Source organism: Lutibacter sp. TH_r2 (assembly GCF_033101135.1).
Classification (GTDB): domain Bacteria; phylum Bacteroidota; class Bacteroidia; order Flavobacteriales; family Flavobacteriaceae; genus Lutibacter.
Map to the genome: position 1 here is coordinate 1,167,501 of NZ_JAWMPV010000001.1, position 18,546 is coordinate 1,186,046.

17 protein-coding genes are annotated in these 18,546 nt (G+C 28.2%); 5 read left to right on the plus strand and 12 right to left on the minus strand.

Annotation, left to right across the window (positions count from 1 at the left end; genetic code table 11):
• Nucleotides 1-6: 6 nt before the first annotated feature.
• From R3X25_RS04825 to R3X25_RS04870, 10 genes are all read right to left on the minus strand, one after another.
• Nucleotides 7-1,077, minus strand: a complete 1,071-nt coding sequence (locus R3X25_RS04825; RefSeq protein ID WP_317672395.1) for a LacI family DNA-binding transcriptional regulator — start codon at nt 1,075-1,077, stop codon at nt 7-9.
• A 122-nt stretch (nt 1,078-1,199) separates the two neighbouring features.
• Entirely contained in the window at nt 1,200-3,221 is a 2,022-nt protein-coding gene (locus R3X25_RS04830) for a glycoside hydrolase family 97 protein (RefSeq protein ID WP_317672397.1), read from the minus strand.
• Between the two features lie 51 nt (nt 3,222-3,272).
• The gene (locus tag R3X25_RS04835) at nt 3,273-4,652 is read right to left on the minus strand and encodes a carbohydrate porin (protein WP_317672399.1); all 1,380 of its coding nucleotides are present in this window, start codon (nt 4,650-4,652) and stop codon (nt 3,273-3,275) included.
• A gap of 389 nt (nt 4,653-5,041) precedes the next feature.
• Nucleotides 5,042-6,208: a beta-agarase gene (locus R3X25_RS04840; RefSeq protein WP_317672401.1), complete on the minus strand. Its 1,167-nt coding sequence runs from the start codon at nt 6,206-6,208 to the stop codon at nt 5,042-5,044.
• Nucleotides 6,209-6,322: 114 nt separating this feature from the next.
• Nucleotides 6,323-6,481, minus strand: coding sequence for a hypothetical protein (locus tag R3X25_RS04845; protein ID WP_317672403.1), 159 nt, complete (start codon nt 6,479-6,481; stop codon nt 6,323-6,325).
• A 9-nt stretch (nt 6,482-6,490) separates the two neighbouring features.
• Entirely contained in the window at nt 6,491-7,624 is a 1,134-nt protein-coding gene (locus R3X25_RS04850) for an MBL fold metallo-hydrolase (RefSeq protein WP_317672405.1), read from the minus strand.
• Nucleotides 7,625-7,787: 163 nt separating this feature from the next.
• Nucleotides 7,788-8,351 (minus strand): TetR/AcrR family transcriptional regulator, encoded by a 564-nt coding sequence (locus R3X25_RS04855; RefSeq protein ID WP_317672406.1) that lies wholly within the window; start codon nt 8,349-8,351, stop codon nt 7,788-7,790.
• Between the two features lie 180 nt (nt 8,352-8,531).
• Nucleotides 8,532-11,033: a TonB-dependent receptor gene (locus R3X25_RS04860; RefSeq protein ID WP_317672408.1), complete on the minus strand. Its 2,502-nt coding sequence runs from the start codon at nt 11,031-11,033 to the stop codon at nt 8,532-8,534.
• Nucleotides 11,011-11,919, minus strand: a complete 909-nt coding sequence (locus R3X25_RS04865; RefSeq protein ID WP_317672410.1) for a FecR family protein — start codon at nt 11,917-11,919, stop codon at nt 11,011-11,013. The genes R3X25_RS04860 and R3X25_RS04865 overlap by 23 nt, the downstream gene beginning before the upstream one ends.
• A 40-nt stretch (nt 11,920-11,959) precedes the next feature.
• On the minus strand, nt 11,960-12,472 hold the full coding sequence (locus tag R3X25_RS04870; RefSeq protein ID WP_317672412.1) for an RNA polymerase sigma factor: 513 nt from the start codon (nt 12,470-12,472) through the stop codon (nt 11,960-11,962).
• Nucleotides 12,473-12,632: 160 nt separating this feature from the next.
• On the opposite strand from R3X25_RS04870, the gene R3X25_RS04875 reads away from it, so the two are divergent.
• The 4 genes from R3X25_RS04875 (at nt 12,633) to R3X25_RS04890 (ending at nt 15,795) form a co-directional block, all read left to right on the plus strand.
• The gene (locus R3X25_RS04875) at nt 12,633-13,571 is read left to right on the plus strand and encodes a DUF4382 domain-containing protein (RefSeq protein ID WP_317672414.1); all 939 of its coding nucleotides are present in this window, start codon (nt 12,633-12,635) and stop codon (nt 13,569-13,571) included.
• Between the two features lie 73 nt (nt 13,572-13,644).
• Entirely contained in the window at nt 13,645-14,229 is a 585-nt protein-coding gene (locus R3X25_RS04880) for a porin family protein (protein WP_317672416.1), read from the plus strand.
• A gap of 109 nt (nt 14,230-14,338) precedes the next feature.
• A complete protein-coding gene (locus R3X25_RS04885; RefSeq protein WP_317672418.1) occupies nt 14,339-15,013 on the plus strand; it encodes a hypothetical protein in 675 nt (224 codons plus the stop codon).
• A gap of 17 nt (nt 15,014-15,030) precedes the next feature.
• Nucleotides 15,031-15,795: a membrane metalloprotease gene (locus R3X25_RS04890; protein WP_317672420.1), complete on the plus strand. Its 765-nt coding sequence runs from the start codon at nt 15,031-15,033 to the stop codon at nt 15,793-15,795.
• Here the strand turns inward: R3X25_RS04890 and R3X25_RS04895 are convergent.
• Nucleotides 15,772-16,713 (minus strand): TIGR01212 family radical SAM protein, encoded by a 942-nt coding sequence (locus R3X25_RS04895; protein WP_317672422.1) that lies wholly within the window; start codon nt 16,711-16,713, stop codon nt 15,772-15,774. The genes R3X25_RS04890 and R3X25_RS04895 overlap by 24 nt on opposite strands.
• Nucleotides 16,714-16,725: 12 nt before the next feature.
• Entirely contained in the window at nt 16,726-17,913 is a 1,188-nt protein-coding gene (locus R3X25_RS04900; protein WP_317672424.1) for an ATP-grasp domain-containing protein, read from the minus strand.
• Nucleotides 17,914-18,000: 87 nt separating this feature from the next.
• On the opposite strand from R3X25_RS04900, the gene R3X25_RS04905 reads away from it, so the two are divergent.
• Nucleotides 18,001-18,456 (plus strand): 3-oxoacyl-ACP synthase, encoded by a 456-nt coding sequence (locus tag R3X25_RS04905; RefSeq protein ID WP_317672426.1) that lies wholly within the window; start codon nt 18,001-18,003, stop codon nt 18,454-18,456.
• Nucleotides 18,457-18,546: the final 90 nt, after the last annotated feature.

Consider the following 18,546-nt stretch of genomic DNA (forward strand, 5'->3'; position numbering starts at 1 on the left):
AAGTTGTTACACATTGGGCAACAACCTTTGAATTTCTTGAAGAAGATCTTCTATTTTTTTAACGGAATTAGCTTCTTTTTGAACAATCATAGTACTTTGTCTTTCAATTAATTCAATAGGTATTACTTGTTTTGAAATTTCTTCTTTATGTACTAAATGAGTTAAGATATTTTGAACCGCTTGTTTACCAATTTCTTTAAAATCTTGACGAATTGTAGTTAATGGCGGATTAAAATATTCACTATTCAACGTGTCGTCAAAACCTGTAACTGCAATTTGTTGTGGCACTGCAATGTTTTGCTCATTACAAGCTCTTAATGCTCCCAATGCCATTTGATCATTTGCAACTAGTAAAGTATCTATTTTTTGAGGTTTTAATAATAGCTTTGTAGCTTCAATATAACCACTTTCAGCACTCCAATCTCCTTCAACATTTATAATTAGCTCTGCATCTGCTTTTTTAATTTCATTTTCCCAAGCCTGCCTTCTTAAATTTGCTGCGTGAGAATGTGAAGGTCCATTAAGTAATGCAAATTTTCTTCTTCCTTGTGCTAACATTAATTCTATCATTCGTCTTGCACCTTCATAATGATCTGCTGAAACCTGATTCACTTTTGCTTCCGAAGGAACATCAATAAATAAAAACGGTATGCGCTTGTACTTTTCTACTAATTTTTCAGAAACTTCTTTAGATACAGGTAAATTTATTAGAATAGCTTCAACTTGTTGAGATTTTAATTCTTTAATTGCTGTTTCTAAATTTTCTTCCTTCGAATCTGAAACAGTTAAAGACATAGAGTAACCCGCTTTTTCACTTTCTACACGAATACCTGCAACAATACTTGACGCACCTTGCAAAGTCATTTCCAAAGAAATAACACCAACTATTTTTGCTTTTTTTCGAACCAATAATTGCGCTCCTTTATTTGGTACATAACCTAACTCATCTATAGCTTCTTGAACACGTTTTAATGTATCTGGCTTTACTCCTTTTCCTCCATTTGTTACACGAGAAACAGTTTGTGTAGACACGCCTGCTAACTCTGCAACTTCCTTAAACGTTACTGGTTTACTCATATTTTGGTTCTTTGAATAACAAATATAATTAGTTCAATTAAATAGTTAGAAGTTTTCGAAAACAAATAATCTGTTTTCACATAATTAAACAAGAAAACAGACTATTAAAAAGAAATATTAATTTATATTTTAACTACAAATCCTCCACCTGGAGCCATTCTAATGGTTAATTTGTTATTTACATTTTTTGTTTTTTTAACAAAATCAATTCCGTTCATATCAGCATTTGGACCATCTTTAAAAATAGTTACTTCGCCAGATTTTCCTGTAATTTCTTTTACATCAATAGTAATTTCACGAGCATCCCAATTGTTTAATCCTCCAACATACCAAGTATCTCCTTTTCTACGAGCCGTAACTATATACTCACCCATTTTTCCTTGAATTGTTTTTGTTTCGTCCCAAGTTGTTGGAATTGAAGCTATAAATGTTGTACTTACTGGGTTTTTCTCATAATTTGTTGGTGTATCACACAACATATTTAATGGTGATAGAAAAATAATATACTCTGCCAATTGGTGACTACGTGTACCTTGACTCATTGGTTTTGAAAAGTTTGGTGTGTATTGTGTTTCAACTTCATTTGTAATTGTATTCAATGCTTTTACTGCATTTCTCATTGCTCCTTGTGTGTAATCAACTGGTCCAGAAATCATTCTAATAAAAGGAAATGTAACATCGTATGTAACTTGATCACATTCTTTTGGTTGCCATTTCATTTGCTCTAAACCGTGAACACCTTCAAAATTTAAAATATTAGGATATGTACGCTGTAAGCCTGCGGGCTTATAGGTACCGTGTAAATCAACTATTAAATTGTATTTGGCACACATTTTCGCACTTCTTTCATTAAAGTATACCAACTCTTGATCATCACCGTTCATAAAATCAACTTTAAATCCTTTTACACCCATTTCGCTATAATGCTTGCACACTTTTTCCATATCCTTATCAAAAGCGTAATAACCAGCCCAAAGAATAATATCTACGTTACGTTCTTTTGCATAATCTACTAATTCTTTCACATCAATTTCTGGTACAACTTGCATTAAATCGTACACTTTATTTACAGCCCAACCTTCATCTAAAATTACATATTCAATATTATTTTTTGAAGCAAAATCTATGTAGTACTTATACGTTCTATTGTCAATACCTGCTTTAAAATCTACACCATCTAAATTCCAGTTATTCCACCAATCCCAAGCAACTTTACCTGGTTTAATCCAGCTTGTATCTCCAATTACATTTTCTTCAGCTAATTTAAAAGACATTGTTGTGTTTGCTAATTCTACATCGTTACGGGTTACAATGGCAGCTCTCCAAGGGAACGAACGTGAACCTTCAACTTCAGCAATAAAATTATGACGACTTTTTACAATTACTTGTAAATTATTATATCCTGAATGTTCTTCAACTTTATCTCTTAAAGGCGCAAAAAATCCAGTCATTGTGTTTTCTCCAATACTTGTAGTTAAGTACATGCCTGGATAATTACGTAAATCACTTTCTGTAATAGTAATGCGTTTTCCTTTAGGTGCTTTTACACTTAACGGTAAAAACATTAAACGGTTTTTATCTAATTCTGAAATAGATAAACGTGTATATCTGTTTTCAAAAGCTTGAAATAATTGGTGCTCCATACTTCCTGCTGAATATACATACGGTGCAGTTGCATCAGCATTTTCAGTAAACTTGTATTGCGCTTGTTCATTTATTACTTGATAGTTTCCTTTTTTTGTTGAAACAAATCTGTAAGCAATACCATCGTTATAAGCTCTAAATTCTAAACTAAAGCTATCAGAAAAAGTAATAACTGCATCATTATAATGGTCTTTTACTTTTTTAGATTTGTAAAAAGGAGCATCAATAATATTATTTACACTATGCTTTTTTATACTTTTTATTTTTGAACCTATTCCCCAAACATTCCCGTCAGACAATGTCATTGATACTTTTGAAGGTGCTAAAACCAACACTCCATCTTGAGAAACGGTATACGAAATTGTTTTACCAACTGTTACTTCAGTTTGTGTTTTTCCATCAGGTGATTTTACTGTTATTTTTTTGTCACCTGCACTCATAGTAGCTGTACCTAAAAGGAAAGTAGCTAAAAAGACGATTAATGTTATTGTATTTTTCATTTTTAATAATTTATATGGTTAAGATTGTTTTTGTATTTTAATTATTTTGAATTACCACCAGATTTCAAATTGCAAGCCATACGTAAATCCTGAAGTGCTATTTCCAAAAGGTGCTCCGTTTGGTGTATTTCCTATATGACCTTTTAAATCGTCGCTCCAAAAAGCATAGGTAATTAATGGACGCAATACTGGTCTAGAATAAAACCCTTTTGACAATGAAAATTCTGGAGTAAAAGAGATTTTGCTTAAATTTCCAGAAAGATCTAACTGCTTATTATCTATAAATTCATAGGAGTATTCTAAACTTAATTTAAAGTAATCACTTATGTAATACATACCTCTTGCCGCCGCAGTTAACCAATAAAACTTGCTTCCTTTACCTTCTAAATAAGTGGGATTGTTTGGAGTTGCACTGTTGTACTCGTAAGGATCTGTTCCGTAATCTCTAACAACTGCAGATAAAATTCCGTTTAAAGCAAAGTTCTCTTTATCGTCATACAAAAAGTTGTTATTTATCTCTAAAAAATATGAACTATCTAAATTGTTTAAAACAATATTATCGTTTCCTGGATTTTCTTTTTCCGACATTCCTGTCCAGTGATGCAGAGGAATTGTTGCTCCTTGTCTAAAAATTAAAGCTGTACTATTTGTAATTGATTTTTTTTCATAATCCAACCAAGAAACAATACCAAAACCGTGCTTCCCATCATAATCCATTACCTTATTTTCTGCTCTATACGTGTAGTTTAGCGACAAGTTCATTTTTAAAGTTTCGCTTATCGGGTAATTTACATAGCGAACGTCAGCTGTATAAGCTCTTAACTTATCTACATTTCCGTTTATATAAGAAACATCATCATTTTTTTCTTGAAAGGTCCAAACACCAAACTTTATATCTTCTTTTGTTCCTTTTTGAATCAGTTTTTCCATACCAAATCCCCAACCTCTTTGTCCTGGATTCACCCACTGTCTATCCATCATATGAACAGCGCGTCTATCATAAAATAGTTTACCAATCCAGATAACTTCATCTTTTCCTAAAAAATTATTTAAACGAGTATATAGTTGTTCTGTTTTATTGAAAGACATTTCGGTATCTGTTCCAAAATCTTCATAAATAGAAGTCATCCAAATTAAATCGATAGATTTTGACTTATCTTCATTAAAATAGTAAGTATAATCGAACTCCAACTCTCCATAAGTATCTGCTTGATTTCCCAAACTATATTTATTTTGAGCGCCAGGCATTTGAAAATGAGCTTGTGTTTCTCCGCCTTCACTTTTACCAACTCCAGTTCTTAAATAACCTGAAGTTTTAAACTTATGATTTGCATTCTCAAAAATAGTTTGCGCATTTACTTTTACGGAAGATAAAAGCAGTAGGTTCAGTAATAAAAATAGAGATGTATACTTCCAAGTATTCTGCTCCACTTTTAGTTTCGAATAGTTTCCTTTACTTAGTAAAGTTAGATTCGTTTTTGTGATATTTGGTTTGGCTTGCATTATTTAACTTGTTAATGTTTACGCAAACATACAAACTGAAAGCTTACTTAGCAAGCGTTTAAATAGTTATTTTAATTTGTGAAATAAATGAAATGTTACTTTATTTAGTGTTTGTGTAATCGAAACAAACCGAAAATATTGGGATACAAGCTTTATTGAATGATTTTAAGTTAACTTATTTAAATTAAATATTTTTTAATAATGTAAGTTCATTTTATTAGTAATGATAATATTTATCAAAAAAATACCATCAGAATGTTTGTGAAAACATTTTGATGGTGAAATTATGGGATGATTTAAATTTGTTGTGAAAAGTATTATTTTTTAGGTTTAAATACTCTAAACCAGTCAACTTTCATGGTGTTTTTATTCTTGTTTTTAAGATCAGCATCGGTTGGTGTTCTACCTGCTTTTACATGCCAATCTTGAGATTCTAAATTAATAATAATATTTAATGGTTTTGTAAAACCTTTACCTCCTTGATATTCATACGGATCAATAATACTTACAGAAGATGCATCACTTGCTTTTTTTAATTCTTCAAAAGAGTATTTATCTAGCGTACTAAATTTTGTTATTTTTTGTTTTCCCCATTCAACATCTAATTTTCCATCAGTCATTGTAGGGTAACCATATTCCCATTTTCCATTTATTTTAGTCACCAAAGCTTTGTCGTATAAAACACGTACCAATTCACCTTCTATATAATGTTCAAAGTGTTTAGGGTTTTTCCAATAAACGCCTGTTCTAACATATTTTCTATCTCCATTATTCCAACAATATTCTCCCCAACCTGTAATTCCATCTTTTTGAAACCAAGCTCCTTTATCTCTTGGTTGGTAATCTGTAAATGGTTTTCTAATAAAAGAATGATGACTGATATGAATAGATTTGGCAAAATATGAATTGCCAGGTTCTTTTCCTCCGTAACACTCCATAATATCTATTTCTTGGGTAGCATCTGGGCTTAATAACCAAACATCTGAAGCCAATACAATATTTGCAACACTAGCTTTAGACTCTATAAAAACAGGATATAGAACTTGTTTGTTAGAAGTAATACAACCAGCACTTACTCCTTCATTTGGTTTATTCATTTTATTGGATTTGAAAGCTACTGGAGCATCTTCATTATCTTCATTCCAACGTGATGAGGTTATTAATAAATCATTTCCATCTACAGCTACATGATTGTATTTCCAGTATGTTGTTCCTGGGCCATCCCATCTGCTTTGGTAAAAATTATACCATTTACCATCTCCAAAATTTGTTTTTTCATTGCTTGGTGCAAAATTGTAATTAAAATCATCAGATAAGTCAGATTGAAACTCCCAAACTGTTCCATCTTGCAAATTACTAGGCAACGCTATAGTTTCAATATTATCTTTACTTGTTTCAGTTGATTTTTTTTCTGTATTATTCACAGAACCACATGAAAATAGACTTATACAAACTAAAAACAGAATTACTTTTTTAAATATCATATTGTTTTATTTTGAATCAAAACTATTCATAATCAATTAACTTTAGTGTAAGAAAAAGCCTAAAAAGTATAACATTTGGTTTAACGTTTAATTGTAAAAGAATTTAATTATGTATTATGTTGTTTTAGAATTTGTAGATTCAATTGTTCTAAAAATATTATCGCAATCTTCAAAGTTAAAATCAACAGTTGTAATTATACTAAAAACATCTAAAATAGCTCTTACATGCATTTCCATTTGTTCGAAAATATTTGTTTTAAATACTAAAACCATAATTTTAATTTAATTGTTTGTCCACCAATTTTCTGATGGAATTTTTTCTTCATTTAATACTATTGCTTCACCAATTTTAGGTGTTGAAATATGAACATTTAACTCTTTTGCTTTTTTTGAAGCACGCTCAACGGGGTCATTCCAAGTATGTAAAGCCAACTTAAAAGCTCCCCAATGTATAGGCATCATAGTTTTTGCTTGCACATCAACACTTGCTTGGATTGTTTCTTCAGGAGTCATATGTATGTGTGCCCATTGCTCGTTGTATTGTCCACATTCCATCATAGCAAAATCAAAAGGTCCATATTTCTCTCCAATTTCTTTAAAATGTTTTCCGTATCCGCTGTCTCCACTAAAGAAAATTGAATTATTTTCTGATTTTATTACCCAAGAACACCACAACGTATTGTTTCGTTTAAGTCCTCTTCCTGAAAAATGGCGAGCTGGTGTGGCAACTAGGTTAATACCTTCAAATGTTGAGGTTTCCCACCAATCAAACTCTTTTATTTTTTCTTCTAAAACTCCCCATTCTGTTAAATGCGCTTTAATTCCTAACGGTACATAGAACTGTTTTACTTTGTTTTTTAATTGTTGAATTGAGCCATAATCTAAATGATCGTAATGGTCGTGAGAGATTAAAACCAAATCTATTTCTGGTAAGTTCTCTATTGAAATTGGTAATTCTTTATTAAAACGTGGATTTCCTAACAAAGGATGAGGTGCAGGAACTTCACCTAACATTGGATCTATAAATATGTTTTTTCCTTCCATTTCAACAAATAATGTTGAATGCCCAAACCATGTTATTCTTGGTTGGTCAGGTTCATTATCAAAATAAGATTTAGATAATTGTTTTTGTGGCAATTTATTTTCTGGTACTTTGTTATTGCCATTGGTAAAAAACTTTGGAATGGTACTTAATTTCATTCCTGTACTTGCTAAAGTTAATTCTAAATTTTTAAAGGTTCCATCTCCATTATAGTTTGCTGAATTTTCAATTCTCACTAAACTTTCTTCTGAAGGTTTTCCTCCAAATTGCGGACTCGTATTTATAAATATAGTTCCTGCAATTACTATTAAAAGAATAATTCCTAAAATTCCTATAAGCATTTTCTTAAGTATTTTTAATATTGTTTTTATCATTTTTTATATTCATTGATTTCGTCATTTCTTTCCTCAAAAAGACAAAATCTATTTTTATTTTACTTCCTGTATTTGAAGAATTTGTTTTAAAACCATTTTTTTAATTTTTTTGTTTTCTATATATATTTGACTGACTATTCACTCAATTATATAATCAAATTTTTTAAGGTTTTAAGTAATTATAAAACATATCCCAAGCTTGTTCCATAAAAACAGGATCTTTTTTAAGAGCCGGATTTAAAGTTAAATTATTTACCATAGTAATGATTAAAGAGAACATAGAACTCATAATAAAATAAGTATCTGTATTTCTAACAAATCTTTTCTGAATATACCCTTGAATCAATGTTTCAAACATAGCATATTTAGCCTCTATTTCTGGGTGATTCTTAATACTTTCTGAATAGGTAGAGTTATCAGCTTGTAATAGAAATTGAAATTTTGTTGGGTTTTCTAAACCCCAATTCCATGAATTCTGCCAAATTAAACGTAACTTACTTCTTCCTGCAGCAAGTTTATCGTTATCTTTTAAAATAGCGGTTGTATATTCCTTTTTAATCTCAACATATAAGTTTTCAATTAAATCGTCCTTCGTTTTAAAATAATGGAAGAGAATTCCAGCACTTACACCAGCTTCTTTTGAAATTTTTGAGGTTGGTGTTGCATGAAATCCATGCTCTACAAACAGACGGGTCGCAGTTTCTAATAATTGTTCTCTTTTATTCATTTTTAATTGACTAATCAGTCAACAAAAGTATCATATTTTTTTGAACTAACAAATTTTTTTAATAATTTAGTGTTTAGTTGAAACAATCTTTATGTTTATAAACCAATTTGAGTAGAACTATTTTAATTAGAAACATAGTAGCTAATATTACTTATAAATTATTAGTAAGAAAATTAAAGCTTAAAAGTTAACTCTTAAAGAAACATTGGGTGTAAATCCTAGTGATTTAACGTTAATTTCTGTAGCTTTTGAAGTATCATTTTCATCAACAATATAATAAAAATCTAAATTTTGTTTTTTGTTAAGTGCATTTAAAACACCTAATTTTAATGTTGATTGTATTTTTTTCTTATCTAGAAATAAATAGTTTACTGAAAAATCGAGACGACTATATGATTTTAATCGCTTGTTGTTTAATGTATTATAATTAACCGTAATTGATCCATTCTTTTCAGTAGTTTGCTCATTATTATCTATAGATGTATATGGTTTTCCTGATTTTAAAATACCACTAATTGAAGTACTAAAGTACTTATTAAAATAATAGTTTAAACCAATAGTTGAAGAGTGTCTGATATCATTATTACTTGGAAAATAGAATTGATTTATTTCTTTAAATAGTAGATCACTTTTACTAAATGTATATGCTAACCAAAAATCAGCTTTTTTTATTTTTTTGTTTATCAATATTTCAATTCCTTTAGATTGTTGTTCTCCATTTAACCTTTTATTTTCAACTTGATTTTGAAAACCTTGCCCAGAGACTAATATGCCGTTGATATTTTTATGAAATAAGCTTAAATCAATTAAAAGGTTATTATTTTTGTAAGTAACACCAACAGAAAATTGATTACTTTTTATTAATGGTATTGTTTCATCAGCAATAATCCAACGCCTAGTTTCAACACCCAAAAATTCATCTAAATAGTCAATTACCTGAGATGTGTTTTGAGATTTATTTTCGAATTGAGCATTTAAACTTAAGTTTTTATTAAGTGAATAACTCATATTTAATCTTGGTTCAATTGAAGTTTCATTTATTTTACTGAAGTAGTTGAAACATACACCAGAACGTAAAAACCAATTATTGTTTTGGTAATTAACTTCGGCAAAAGTAGCGTGATTTAAAATTACATTTTTTTCAATTCTGTTGTATAATGGATTGTTAACATAGGTTTTGTTAAGTACTCCTGTTTCATTTAATTGATAACCAGTTTCAAAACTTAAATTGTTATTAAAAGTGTACTTCAAGTAAGCTTTAATGTTATTTTCAATTACTTCATTTTCGTGATTTACAAACTGTTCGTTGTTTTGATAATTGTTAGACAATAATTCATACTTTGAATAATAACTTGAAACAGTAGCATTCAATTTTTTACTAATTTTGAAATTGTAATTAATTCCGATAGCATTTGAATTTTGATTTATTTTATCGGTTAAATTGTTGTCAATAAACTCGTTGTAATTTAGATTGTTATTAATTTTTATATAGTTAACTTTAATGGAGCTAAATTTTGTGGGCGTATATAGTAAGCTGATATTTACATCATAAAAATTAAATTTAGATTGTTGATTGCTGACTTCAGTATTTTGAAACGTTTTTTTAAAATACGATTTGTATGTTGGTGTGCTAAACCAATTATTGTTTGAATTTCTAAAAGATGTTTTTAATTCAATTTTATTTGAAATAGGAATGTTAAAAAAAGCATCATAAAAAATAAAATTTGAACCTGCTCCACCATTAAAATCATCGGAAATTTTACTATCAGTTTCTAAAAGCATAGTACTTGAAACTCCGTCTATATATTTAGCGCTTGTACCATTTTTAATGATGGAAATATTTTTTGTTAAATATGGATTAATGGCTGAAATTAGGCCAAAAAAATGTGTTGGATTGTACATTTTAATATGATCCCAATAAATAACATTTTGATCGCTTACACCATTTCTAACATTTATATTTGAAATAGATTCGTTAGGACTTTCAATTCCTGGAAGTATTTGAGAAGTTTGCAATAAATCTGGTTCAACTTGTCCAGAAAGTGTGTTAAAAGATTTGGTATCTAAACTAATAGTTCCATCAATAGATTTTGATAAATTTTTAGTGATATAGTTTTGAATAAAAACTTCGTTTAGTTCAATTTCTTCTTCAAGTAAAACAATTTTAATACAATTAAAATTTGGGGAAATTAACTCGTTTACGTTTTTTTTAAGTGATGAATAACCTAAATATCGAAATTCTATAATATCGGTAATTTTTAAATTTTCTAAAACAAATTCACCATTACTTGTAGAAATTGTTCCGTAATAGTTACCTGAAATTATAATAGAAACATTTTCTATTGGTTTAGACTCTTTATCAATTATAAAACCACATACTTTTATATTTTCTAATTTTGGAGCAATAGAAATAAAGCGGTCATCAATTTTTTCAGCTTTTAAAAACGTATTAGAATTTATATATGTTATTACATCATTTAATGTATCTAAAGTAGAAATTTTCTGTTGAAGTTGAATGTTTTCAACACTTGTAATAGCATACGAAAACTTAACATTAAATTTTGTTTCAAGTTGTTTAATTTCTTTTGAAAAAGAAAATTTTTGTTGTGCGTTTACTTTAATAAAGAAAGAAATAAGAATTAAAAATGTTACACAATACTTATTTCGATAAAACAATTTCATTACTTTTTAATTGGTATTTTATATTAAAAGGTAATGTAATAGATTTTAACGCGGTTTCCAAATTGTTCTTTTTAAATCCACCTGTAAATAATACATTGGTATTTATATTTTTTGTATTAATTTTTACATCAAACTGTCTTTCAAACTCATCTAAAACTTCCGCATAAATTTCTTCGTTAAAATAAATTTCATTGTTTAACCAAAGTGGTTCACTTAAGTTTGTGTTATCAATTTTAATAAGTTTATTATTGTTTACAAGTTTAACACCTTCTCCTTTTGTTAAAATAATTTTATCAGTACCATGTTTTACATCTACTCTACCCTCATAGCAAAAAACATTGAATGCTTTTTCTCTGTTTTTCACATTAAATTTTGTTCCTAAAACTTGTACAGAACCTTGGCTAGTTTTTACAGTAAAAGAACTTCCTTTTTTTACTTTAAAATAGGCTTCTCCTTGTAATTTTAGTGTTCTGTTTTTTAAAAAAGATTTTTCATATACAATGGTTGAAACTGCATTTAAATCAACTATTGATTCATCGGGTAGAGTAAATGATTTGTTTTCAGCAAAATTAGTTTTTAGTGTTGTTTGATTATTGTTTAATAAAAAGTAAGAGATTGCAAATAATAGTACAAAACTTGCAGCAACTTTAAATATTAGGTTATTTTTTAATGAAATTACTTTTGATTTTTTCTTTGTTTTGAATTTAATTCGGGCTTTAAAATCTTTTAAAGCATCCTCTTCATTTATAGAAGTTAGTTTAATTTTTGAACCTTCTTCAACAATATCTTTATACAATTTATAATCATTGGTAGTTTGAAAGTCTGCTAATTCTTCTTCAGACATTTCATTATTCAGCCATTTTGTTATGTTTTTAATATCTTTCATTCTATATATTTGACAACCAATTTAAATTTTACCCTACCTTTTATTTAAATTCTTCAATTTTTGAACGTAAAACAATCAATGCTTTACTCATCCTTTTTTCAACAGCTTTAACAGATATATTTAATAATTCAGCAATTTCTCTGTATTTTTTTCCTTCAACTCTATTCAATAAAAAAACTTCACGTTGTGCATCGGTCAATTCATTAAGTGCCTTTTCTAATTTATGCTTAAACTGTTTACCTCTTAAGGTATCTTCAGGTGTTTCGGTATCAATATATAGGTCAGTTGAATTATTTTCATAATTTTTTACAACTTTTTGGTGCTTTTTTACATTCAAAAATAAATTACTTGCAATGGAAAACAAATATGATTTTGCTTTAGGTAGATTAAATTTATTACAGTTTTCCCAAACTTTTATAAAAGCCTCTTGAACTATATCCAGTGCTTCATCATTGTCTTTGCTTTTTATAAGAATAAAACGGAAAACATTGTTAATCTGTTGTTTATAAAAGATATCAAACTGTTTTTCATCGCATAAATTGGTGAAATCCATAAATATTTATTAAGTAAATGGTAAAAGTAGAAATAAAATTATGAACTAAAAAAATAAAATACAGGGTAGGGTATTTTAAAAGTATGTTGTCTAATTAATGTAGCTCGCAATTGAGTTATTATAATTAATTTAAAAACAATAATAAATAAACTTTAAAATTATGAAAAAATTAAATTTAAAAATCGTAGCAAGTATTTTAATGCTTTCAGCATTTATTATCTCATGTTCAAATGATAATGATGAAATCTATTCATCAGGAGAAAAAAGTGATACCAATTTTTATATGACTGATGCACCAACTGACAATGCAAATGTAAAAGGTGTAATTGTTACTGTTGCTGATGTAAAAGTAAATGGTGTTTCTATAGAATCTTTCTCTAAAACAACAATCGATTTAATGCAATACCAAAATGGTATGACTAAATTATTAGGAAATTTAGAATTAAATACAGGAACTTATTCTAATATAACGCTAGAGTTAGATAATGAATTAGACGCCAATGGAGACGCTCCTGGATCGTATGTTTTAATGACAGATGGTTCAATAGAAACATTACAAAACACATCTAATAGCATAAATATTAATGACTCTTTTGAGGTACTTGCAACAGCTACTAACAATATTGTTTTAGATTTTGATGTGAGAAAAGCAATAGTTACTGAAGGAACAAGTGAATTTGTTTTTGTATCAAAAAGTGAATTAGCTAATAGTATTAGAATTATAAATGAAGTTAAATCTGGAGAAATTAAAGGAAATGTAAATGATATCGAAAGTAATTCAGATAAAATTATTGTATATGCTTACGCAAAAGGAACTTTTGATTCATCAAAAGAAACTAAAGAACAAGGAAGCGGAGTATTATTTGCCAATGCTTTAAATAGTGCAAGTGTAAATAGTGTTACAGGGAAATATGAGTTAAACTTTTTAGCTGAAGGTGATTACGAATTACACTATGCATCTTATAAAGATGAGGATAATGATGGTAAATTAGAGTTTTCTACACTTTTAGAAGTAGAATCAGTAACAGGTCTGGATTTAAATAATGTTTCAGTAGAATCATCATTAAATATAAATATATCAGTAAATTTAAAAGTATAAAATAATATTAATTTAACTAGCTGCTAGCTCTGTATTTATGTTAACATAGCTAGCAGTAAAACCCACTTAAAAAATGAGAAATTTAATTATAATTATGGCATTTATAGCGTCGTTTACAATAAATGCACAAAGGAATCAAAATGAAAAGAATGATTCATCATTCGGATTAAAAGGAGGATACAATTTAGCTTCTGTTAGAAATTCTGATGGAAATGAAACTGACCAACGTCAAGGTTTTCATATTGGTTTTTTTGGAGAATCAAATATTAATAATTTATTAGCTATACAAATTGAGTTAACATATTCGCAACAAGGATATGTAATTGAAAATAGTAGTTTTAAATTAACTCAAAAATTAGATTATTTAAATGTCCCATTCATGCTAAAATTATATCCAACAAAAACTTTTTACCTAGAGGCTGGACCACAAATTGGATATCTAATTTCTCACAAAGAAAATGTAGAAACTTTTATAGGTAGTAGCGATAGTAATTTTGATCCACACTCTGTAGATTGGGGCGCTAATGTTGGACTTGGTTTTAAATCAGAAACAGGCATAATTTTTGGAGCAAGATATCATTATGGTTTAGGAAAGATGTATGAAGATACAAACGAGTTTAACAATGTACTACAACTGTCATTAGGATTTGTATTTTAATTAAAATTCCCCTATTAGCCTTTTTATTTAAAGTTAGACCATAGGTTTATCAATCAAAAGTGGAATAATTAAAATTTAATTAATTTTGTTTTAAATTTCAAAACTAAAAATGAGTTTAATAGCTAAAAAATATGTTTCCTATCTAATTTTGCTCCTTGTAATTGGTTGTCAACAAGAAATTGATATTAATGAAGGAACCAATCCAAATACAAATAGTAATAATTCAGAAACCACTAATTATTACAAAAGAGTTGGAATGTATGATGGTTCATTTGATGATCTAATTGATAATGCTTCTTGTTTTTCAGTAGAATTACCTGTTTCATTAAAAGCAAATGGCATAGCATTAACTATTGAGGAAATAAATGATTATCAATTAGTTGAAACTATATTTAATCAATCATCAATAGATGATGATACTATTGGTTTTAATTTTCCAATAACAATTTTTAATTACGATTATACCCAATCAACAATTACAAATCAAGAAAAATTAGATGATTTAACAACTAACTGTGGTCAATTAATTACAAGTAATTTAAGTGCAATTACTTGTGTAGATTTGGTATATCCAATTAAAATTTCTTTATTTAATATAGGCAATGATCAGGCCTCTATTATTACTATTATAAACGATCAAGAGTTGTATGGTTTTACTTCTAGCTTATCAAATAATGAAGTTTATAGTATAAATTACCCAATAAATGTGTTGGTAAATAACACTGATTCAATTGAGATAATTGATGATAGTGAGTTTAAATCTATAATAAATGATTGTATTTAGAAAAAACTAAAATCAAAATGAAAAATATATTTAAAAATATTGTATTATTTTCTTTCTTAATTATTAGTTGTACTAAAAACGATGGTATAGAGAGCAATGTAAATAATAGTTATCCATACAAGGAACAAGTTGGTTATTCAGCAAATGATATATTATCAAACAATACATATACGTCTATATTAATTGAAGTAATGTATGTTGATGGGTTTAAACCAACTTCAACGGTTTTAACAAATTTAACAAATTTTATAAGTGATAGAAGTTATAAATTAGATATTACTATTGAAGAAAAATTAATAAATATTATAACTCAAGAAACCTATTCAATTGACGATGTTAGAGATATTGAAGATGCTAATAGAACAATGTTTACTAATGAAAATCAATTGGTTATTTCGGCAATTTTTTTAAATGGCAACTCTAATAGTAATACAGATTCGTCAGTTATATTAGGTACTGCATATAGAAATACTTCTTTTGTGGTTTTTGAAGAAACAGTACATTCATTTTCAGATGATACTTTTGAACCTAGTAGAAGTGTATTAGAAACTACAGTAGTTTTACATGAATTTTGTCATTTATTAGGTTTAGTAAATGTAGGTACATCTATGGTTAATAGCCATCAAGATATTGAACATGGTGCTCATTGCACAATAGAAGATTGTTTAATGAATTATCAAATTGAAAATGGTTTTAAGTTTTCTAATTGGTTAGGTGGTGAGCAAATCCCAGAATTAGATTCTTTTTGTATTGAAGATTTACGTGCTAATGGAGGGAAATAGTTTACCTTGCCAAAGATTTTTTTCAATTAAGTTTTTATCAATTTTTGCAACAATTTCAAAGTTTTTGAGACCGCCCCATTTTGGTGCAATTAAAAGATCTTTTGGCGCCTCGCTTATAAAACGTTCAATAATAATATCTGGGCGAATATGTGTTATAAATTCTGAAACAAAATTTATATAATCTTCCGAAGTAAATAAATTGAATTTCTCTGGAGTACGTTTGTATTGAACTGCCATTACCGAATTTTTTACAATTTGTAAATGATGCAGTTTTAAAGTTGAAATTGGTAGCTTGGAAAGTTCCTTTGCATGATTTAATAAATCTTCTTTATTTTCTCCAGGTAAGCCTAAAATAATGTGTGCTCCTAAATGAAAACCTTTGTTACGGCATAATTCATAAGTAGCTTTGGTTTCTTTAAAAGTATGACAACGATTAACTTCGAGTAATGTTTTTTCGTTGGTGCTTTCTACTCCAAACTCAAGAGAAATAAAATAGTTTTTAGATAATTCATCTAAAAAATTAATAATTTCTTCTGAAATACAATCGGGTCTAGTTCCAATAACCAAGCCTACAACTTTAGACACGCTTAATGCTTCTAGGTACATTTTTTTTAACTCTTCAAATTCGCCATAAGTGTTTGTGTAGGCTTGAAAATATGCTAAAAACTTATTGTTTTTTCCTTTTCTTGAAAAGAATGCTACACCTTCTTCTAATTGTTGTTTTATACTTTTTTGTGGCTCACAATAATCTGGATTAAATGTATTGTTATTGCAATAAGTACAACCACCAAAACCTTTAGAACCATCACGGTTTGGGCAGGTAAAACCAATGTCTAACGATATTTTTTGTACGCGTTCACCAAAATTCAATTTAATAAATGAACTATAATCTAAATATCGGTTTCCTGTAATTTTCATTGGATTGCAAAATTACCAAACATTATTCAATTTAAGCGTAATATACTTTGTAAGATTAGACTTAAGAATTCTATTTAATTCTCCCTCATTTCCTTTTGAAGTTTCAGTAAATAAAAATCCGAAAATTGGAAATTTAGTTACATCAATTTTTCTTAAAAGTAGCGGGTTTTCAAAGTCGGCTAAAAGTTGATTGTAGTTGAAAGATTTAATGTTTTTTGCTTCAATACCCGAATTATTATCTAACAAAACCAAGCTATAAGTTTTACCTTTTTTAGCTTTTAAAATTTCATTCCAATTAGGTTTTTGTTGGTTTAAAAAGTACTGATAAGAATTAATTCCATAAGCATAGTGAGAAATATCACTAGTTGTACACCAACCACCAAAACGCATTGGATTTACTTCAATAGGAATTATAGTTTCGTTTTTATCTATTCTAACTTCAATATGAATAGGAAAGTTTTTTAAATTGGTTTTAGTACCAATAGTATTTACTAGTTGTTGAATTATTGGAAGATTTGTTTCTATAATTTCTTTTGAAGTTGAGTAAATACGGTCGCTAACATCTTTTCCTGATGAAAATATATGATGCATAATGTTTAGAACTACAGCTTCACCTTTTTCATTATAATAGCAGTCAACAGCATACTCTTCACCTTCAATACACTCTTCAATTATAAAGTTGTTTGTATTTAAAACTTCTGAAGGGTAAAAATCTTTAATATGATGTATTTCATTCTGAATTTTCTCTAAAGTTATAGGCCATTCACTTGCTTCATCAACTTTATGAACTCCTAAACTAAAAAAGCCGATAGATGGTTTTATAATAAAAGGGAAAGGCATTTTATCTATAGGTAATGAATCTAAATCTTCAAACGGGATTCCTTTAAAAAAGTAGTTTGGGTATACATCTTTCAACAGTTCCCGAAACTTAATTTTATCTTTAAAAACGTCTATTTGAGAAGGTAATTTTGTAAAATCTAACTTATTTTCCACCCAACTAATTACGTTTTCAGAATTAGAATAAATTAACTGATTTGGGTTTTCTTTAAAAGCTTGAATTGCTTCTTTTTCTGAAATCCAATTTAGGTTTTCTTCTGAAATTAAATCTCTTGCAGCTTTTGTTGATACAATTGGAAAACGATTACTTTTTATAGTTTCAATTAAAAAATCTGAAACGTACGGATGGTCAATTAAAATCATTTTAATTCTAAATTAGTTACACAAATTTAAGATTATTAAAAGTTTGTTGTGTATTATTTAGTACAAAGTATCTATTTTTGAAATTGAATGAAGAGTAGTCAAAAAATAAAAGAGCAATTATTACAAAAGTGTATTGATTTTGTAAGCGAAAAGGAATCTACAGTTTTAGAAACAATAGCATCTAATAAGAGAGATTTATTTTCTGAAACAAAAAGTTCGGCAGGCGATAAGCACGAAACCGGACGTGCTATGATTCAGTTAGAAATGGAAAAAGCTAGCCAGCAATTAAGTGTGATAAATGAAATGAAGGAAACTTTAAAAAGAGTTTCCTTTGAAGAAAATTTTGAAGTTATAAAACTTGGTAGTTTAGTAAAAACCACCAAAGGCACTTATTTTTTAGCAATAAGTGTTGGGCAAGTGAGGGTTGAAAACGATACTTATTTTGTGGTTTCAACTCAATCTCCAATAGGAAAGCAATTATTAGGAAAACGTGTAGGAGAAATCATTTCATTTAATTCTGCTGAAATTTTGGAAGTAGTGTAATTAGCAAACGTCATTACGAAGTTTTGTAAAAACTGAAGTAATCTGTTTCTTTTATTGACAGATTACTTCGTTATTTTATTCCTCGCAATG